The organism is Streptococcus pseudopneumoniae ATCC BAA-960 = CCUG 49455, assembly GCF_002087075.1.
GTDB lineage: Bacteria > Bacillota > Bacilli > Lactobacillales > Streptococcaceae > Streptococcus > Streptococcus pseudopneumoniae.
In genome coordinates, this window is the sequence record NZ_MWSM01000018.1 from 77,708 (window position 1) to 83,746 (window position 6,039).

General features: G+C 38.1%; 6 protein-coding genes. All 6 read right to left on the minus strand.

Annotated elements, in window-relative coordinates; genetic code table 11:
• Positions 1–598 precede the first annotated feature (598 nt).
• The gene (gene dprA / locus B4W83_RS04765; RefSeq protein WP_000705307.1) at positions 599–1,447 is read right to left on the minus strand and encodes a DNA-processing protein DprA; all 849 of its coding nucleotides are present in this window, start codon (positions 1,445–1,447) and stop codon (positions 599–601) included.
• A gap of 96 nt (positions 1,448–1,543) precedes the next feature.
• The gene (locus B4W83_RS04770) at positions 1,544–2,233 is read right to left on the minus strand and encodes a sugar phosphate nucleotidyltransferase (RefSeq protein ID WP_000643965.1); all 690 of its coding nucleotides are present in this window, start codon (positions 2,231–2,233) and stop codon (positions 1,544–1,546) included.
• Between the two features lie 11 nt (positions 2,234–2,244).
• Complete coding sequence (locus B4W83_RS04775) at positions 2,245–3,123, minus strand: DMT family transporter (RefSeq protein ID WP_000837608.1); 879 nt, start codon at positions 3,121–3,123, stop codon at positions 2,245–2,247.
• Entirely contained in the window at positions 3,113–3,982 is an 870-nt protein-coding gene (gene licA / locus B4W83_RS04780; protein WP_000411222.1) for a choline kinase LicA, read from the minus strand. The genes B4W83_RS04775 and licA overlap by 11 nt, the downstream gene beginning before the upstream one ends.
• A gap of 16 nt (positions 3,983–3,998) precedes the next feature.
• The gene (locus B4W83_RS04785) at positions 3,999–5,021 is read right to left on the minus strand and encodes a ribitol-5-phosphate dehydrogenase (RefSeq protein WP_000609870.1); all 1,023 of its coding nucleotides are present in this window, start codon (positions 5,019–5,021) and stop codon (positions 3,999–4,001) included.
• A gap of 4 nt (positions 5,022–5,025) precedes the next feature.
• On the minus strand, positions 5,026–5,733 hold the full coding sequence (locus tag B4W83_RS04790; protein WP_000638489.1) for an IspD/TarI family cytidylyltransferase: 708 nt from the start codon (positions 5,731–5,733) through the stop codon (positions 5,026–5,028).
• Positions 5,734–6,039 lie beyond the last annotated feature (306 nt).

Below are 6,039 nucleotides of genomic sequence, written 5' to 3' on the forward strand. Positions count from 1 at the left end.
TTTTCATTGAGTATAAAATCCTAACAAACTCAATACTTTAGTAGTCTGATATGCCAATCTCATGAGGTCTTTTTATCATTTTCCATCATATCCTGACGCAAATGTCTACTGATGTCTCTCATCAGTTTCATTTCTAGTAAATGAAAATCAAACTCGGAAGCTCACCGTAGCTTGCTCAAAACACAGCAAGACAAAGCTGATGACGTAAAAAGATTTTCGAAGAGTGTCATCATCAATTTCAGACCATTTTTTATAATAACCATTTTATTTTTATCTGTCAAGGTCTTTGAATTCTTTCTTAAACAAGCCTTGTAATCTCTACTTTTGAAGAATTTATTTTTCCTTACTGGCAATACTTGAGACGATACAGCTCCCTGATAATAAGCTGACCAAGATTAGTCACAAGCAACTCTCCTTTCTCAATTACACTAAATTGCTTTCCTTCCTCTGGGAAAAGTCCTCCACTCTACTTATTCACTTAGAAAAAACGCATAATATCAAGTGCTGAAAAAACTGATACTATGCATTTATTGTGGGGATATTTACTTCATTTTCTATTAAAAATTGATTTTTCTCAGTATTCTAGCTTATATAATGTTTAAAATTCAAATTCCGCAAGCACATCTCGCCCACTGGTGACCAATTTTGCCCCTTCTTGAATCAAATGATGGCAACCATCTGATAGCCCATCTAAAATGCTACCAGGAATAGCAAAGACATCGCGTCCTTCTTCCATTGCTCGCTCACAGGTAATGAGACTCCCCGAGCGCATCTTAGCCTCTGCTACAATCACGCCACGGCAAAGTCCAGCAATGATGCGATTACGGGCAGGAAAATGAAATTTCAGAGGTTGTTCGCCAGGTCCATATTCACTGAGAACCAGATGATCATTGCCGATGTAGTCTTGCAAACGTTTATTGGCTTTAGGATAAAACACATCCAGTCCTGTTCCAATCACTGCAATGGTTTTTCCGCCATTTTGAAGAGCTGCCATATGAGCTGCTGTGTCAATGCCCTTGGCTAATCCACTGACGATAACCAGTTCATTTTCCAAGCCTTGAATGACTTTTTCAACTGACTTAGCTCCCTGTTTGCTACAAGCACGACTGCCCACGACCGCTACCTTCGGGAATTTCAGGAGGTCAAGATTTCCCTTGTAAAATAAAAGTACAGGCGCATCATATATTTCACTCAAATCCCAAGGATAACAGTCATCTAAAATAGAGAAAGATGGAAATTTTTGAAACTCTTTCGACAAATGCGCATCGTCTATCTGAAAATAACGTTCCATAAAAACGGCTGGATTACGGCAACCTGATATATCTGCAATATCACCCAACAAAAGCTCCTGATCAACATTTTCACCGTATTCTAGCACTTTCAAAATCTGTTGATTGGTCAAACCTGATTTTTTTAACTTATAGATTTCATAGTTTGTGATTTTCATAAATAACTCCATTTCTTTTTCTACTCATCTATCTATTCGTAAAAGTTCGTAAAAAATCAAAAAAACATCCGACTATTTTGTCAGATGTTGGAATCTTTAATTTTCGTTTTTAAGAATTTCTTCTAATTTATGGTAGTCTTGGACACTATCGATTTCATAGATACTATTGCCTTCTAATTCTTCGACATAGACATCTAGCTCTTTGATATTATCCTTAACCATATTGTCCCAGTAGAGATCAACAAATTCGCCACTTGCATAAGCCTTATCGATAAAGCTGACAATCTTTTCTGCAGTTGGAGCATCCCAGAAGGATACACCACTAAGGATGCGACCTGCCTTGCTATCAACAATAATGTCTTGAACCTTGTAGTCATCTCCATAGACCAAGAACCATTCGTTGGTACAATCTTCACGATAAACACTAAAATAAGTCGAACGAGTCAAATCATTGCGGAACATATTTTTAAAGAGATAGTTATCGGCATCAATAACATAGCTGTTGGCCAATTCTTCTTTTACAAGATAGAGAGAGTAAAAGTTATTGTAGTCAGCGTATTTATCATTGAAAACGAGACGAACACCGTATTTCTCTTTCAAGTAATCGAATTGTTCTTTAAGATAACCGACAATGATGATGATGTCATTGATTCCTTTTTCTTTGAGAAACTCAATTTGGTATTCAATCAAGGGTTTTTGATTAACCTGAACCAAGGCTTTAGGGGTATTTTCAGTCATAGGACGCAAGCGAGTTCCCAATCCCGCTGCTAAGATGATGGCTTTCACACGAATCTCCTTTATTCTTTAATAATAATATAAACTCCAGCAATAACGACAAGTGACGTCATAATGGTCAGCATATCTAGCGGTGCACCCAAAAAAACAACTGCAAACAAGACCGTCCAAACTACATAGCTCACATTCAAGCCTGTAGCCTTGGCTGGTTGCAAGCGATTGATAGCGATATAATAAGCCAAGTAGGAAATCATATCAAAGGCTGCAAAGACAATCATGAGACCTAGTAATTGTCCATTGGCCACTTCTGCAAATGACTGATGAGAGAAGAGCACAATCACAAGATAGGACAAGAATGAAGTTACTTGACGGATTAAGAGGGCCTCAATTTCACTCAATTCACTTTCCATGGCAAAGGAGCTAAGGACACTCTCACTCCCCCATGCAATAGCACAAACTAAAGCACAGAGAATACCAATGTAGAAGGAATTAACCTGTTCAACCTTATAGGTCTGAGCAATTATCCCTCCAATAATCAAGACAATCCCAAATACAGTATTTTTTGAAATCTTGTGCTTCAAAAAGAAGAAAGCCAATAAAACTGAAATCGCAGGGTAAATAGCCGACACAGATGAAGCTAAGGAACTTCCGATATACTTAACCGCATAAAGATTGGCCTGCATACCGATAGGGCCTGCTAGCAAGGCTCCGATGATGACACTCACATTGCGAATATTTAAGAAAATTGAGAGGCGAACTTTTCCTTCTTTTACCAAGAGAAAAGCTAGTAAGATAAAGATACTCAAGAAATCGTGAGCAGCGGCCACCACAAAGGGCGACAAATCTGTAAAAATCGAAAAGATGTAAGCACTAATTGTTAGACCTAAACCCCAGAAAATACCTGAGAGTAGACCAAAAGGAACTCCGTTTTTACTTTTCATCTGAACCTCCATAAGAAGTCAAACCTTTAACAGCTCTTTGATAACGATTCACACCATAGTCACCAAAATCTGCACCTTGCTCTTCCTTATAGACAGTCCATAGACTCCAAATAGTGTCTTGTAAAATTTTATAAATGGCAATCTTTTCACGAGAAACCGGTGTTTGGTCACTCTCATAGTGAGACAAGAAGGCTTCTTCCTCCTGGGTAGTGAATTCAGACTCTAAAAAGAGGGCAGCCAGATCCCACATTGGATCATTCATTGATGAATATTCCCAGTCAATCAGATAAAGTCGTCCTTGTGGTGATTCGATAAAGTTTTCAGGCACCAAATCGATATGACAAGATTTTCTGTCAACACCTAAGTCAGCCAGTCTTTTCTCTAAAGAAAAGACTTCTTCTCGAACAGCTTCATAGTTGGCATAAGGGATTTTCTCTTCAATCAAGGATTCGTATTTTTTGATTTCCTCAAAAGGAGCAAATTCTCCTCTTAATTCCTTACCAGAAGCATGAATGGTTTGTAATATTGGAGCAATTTTATCAAATTTGGTCTTGATTGACCTTGAATCAAGTGTAATCGCAGATTCGATATACTCATTTACTTTGATACCAGCTTCAATATCAAAAAGATAATTTTTTACATCTAAGTCTAAATCCTTTAGTAGTTCAAGATTGTACTTTTCATCTTGTCGATTGATAAGCTTTTCTGTCCCTTTACCAAAGAATTTAACAATGTATTGCTTATTTGTTGTTTTGACCAAATAGTTTTGATTGGTCATTCCCCCCAGTTGTTCAACACTGAGGACTTCCTCTTCTTGACTAAGTAGGGAAGAAATTTTCTCTTTAATGATTTTCTCCACAATTAACCTCCAGCACTTATACTTCCCACTTAAACACGGTTTTAAAGGCTGTGTTTAAGTCGGTCGCAAAGACACGGTGAATATCTTTAATTTCTCTTACAGGTTCTTCTAGATAAAGGATATTTTTAAGACGATTGGCAAATTTCTTAACTTCCATCATTTGGATTGCATTTTCAAAATCGATGCGACCAGAACGAGAGGACCCAACCAAGAGCAAGCCCTTTTCTAAGGCATCGCGAGTATTGAGATTGACTTTATATTCGCTAACTCCCATCATGAGAATCGTTCCTTGAGGACGAATGTAGCGAATCAGGTCATTTATAGCCGGTCCAGTACCATTACCACCACAACACTCAAAAGCATGGTCAAAGGCCAAATCTTCAGGAATATTATCCGTAATATAGCATTCTTTGGCAAAAGAGAAAAGTTCCAACTTTTCCCAATGACGACCAATAACCACAATCTCTGCTTCTGGCAAAGTATAGTTGATAATATTGGCAACCACAAATGCTAAACTTCCATCTCCGATAACGGCGATTCGGTCCCGCTTGCTATGAGCAAGGGTCAATAGACGATTCATGGCATGCATGCCAACACTGACAAACTCTGTAATGGCTGCAACCGTATCTTCGATAGCATCATAAGCCACCACACGATCTTTAGGGAGAGAAACAAACTCTCTCATAAAGCCATCAAAACCACTAGACAAGAAATGGGTCCCTGTCATGTAGTTCTCATAGAATTCTTCATCGCTCTGCATAGAAGGCTGATTGGGAATCATGACAACTTTTTGCCCAACCTCATAGGTTCCCGTCGGGTCAGAAATGATGGTTCCACATGACTCGTGAATCATTGCCATTGGAAGCTTTTTATTCAAAATCTTGGGGTCACGTTTTCCCTGGTAGTAACGCTGATCCGCATGACAGACAGCCATATAGTTAGGGCGGATGAGGATATGATTCTCTTGGTCAATAGCCTCTTCCTGATATTTGACATTGATAAACTTAGGCTTAGTTAGTTGATAAATTTGATTAATCATTTTACTAGTCTTTCTCAATCATACTTTTTGCAATCTTCAAATCTGTTACTGTTGTGATTTTTAGGTTTGAGTATTCGCCCTTAGCCAAGGCCACATCTTTTCCTTTGATCACAAAGATTTTACATGCATCTGTCAAGATTTCCTTCTCTTCAGCAGAGAGAGAACCGTAAAGGTCCATGAAGTCCTTGCAACGGAATGTTTGAGGTGTTTGTCCTTGATAAAGGTGAGCACGATTTGGAATATCTGTAATGAATTGACCATTGGTACTTTCAACGATAGTATCAACCGCTTCTACCACTGTGTCCACTGCGTCATGATTTTGGGCAAGTTGGATATTGTCCTGAATCATGCGAAGTGTAATAAATGGACGAACAGAATCGTGGGTAACAACAATGTCCTCTGGAGTAAGCGGACGATAAGCATCAATAGCTTCAATGATTTTCTCAATACTCGTATTACGGTCAGCACCACCCTTTGTAATGATGATACGATCCTTATGAAGAGGAAGATATTTATCTACAAGATCTTCTGCATGAGAAACCCAGTCTCCATGAACCCCAACTACAATTTTTTCAATACTTGGTTCCAAGACAAATTTTTCAATTGTATGAATCAAAATAGGTCGATCACCTAGCTCTAAAAATTGTTTTGGCAAGTTACTGATTCCCATGCGTGTGCCAGTTCCACCAGCAAGAATTCCTGCATAAATCATCTATTTTCTCCTTTGTCTTACTAAAAAAACTTATTCTCTCTATTATACCACAATCTAGTCCTATCATGAAAGAAATACCGGCCCTCCCGTTCTAGAATAGAAGGATTAAGGAGTTCTATTATTCAAAGAAACTAGTCCATTTCTAGTAATGACCAGGAATTCTGTAGTCATTGCTAATAAATGGCTGTGAAATTTTAGAGTTCTTCAGAATAATATAGTTTTCTTAAAGAAAACTTAAAAGTAAGCTTTGAAACTTCAAAGTGATTACTTGACTTATACTCAATGAAAGTCATAACCACCCGTGAA

Excerpts from the sequence above, each read along its gene's own strand:
- B4W83_RS04775 (WP_000837608.1), bottom strand. The coding sequence starts at position 3,123 with ATGAAAAGTAAAAACGGAGTTCCTTTTGGTCTACTCTCAGGTATTTTC.
- B4W83_RS04790 (WP_000638489.1), bottom strand. The coding sequence starts at position 5,733 with ATGATTTATGCAGGAATTCTTGCTGGTGGAACTGGCACACGCATGGGA.
- dprA (WP_000705307.1), bottom strand. The coding sequence starts at position 1,447 with ATGAAAATCACAAACTATGAAATCTATAAGTTAAAAAAATCAGGTTTG.
- B4W83_RS04785 (WP_000609870.1), bottom strand. The coding sequence starts at position 5,021 with ATGATTAATCAAATTTATCAACTAACTAAGCCTAAGTTTATCAATGTC.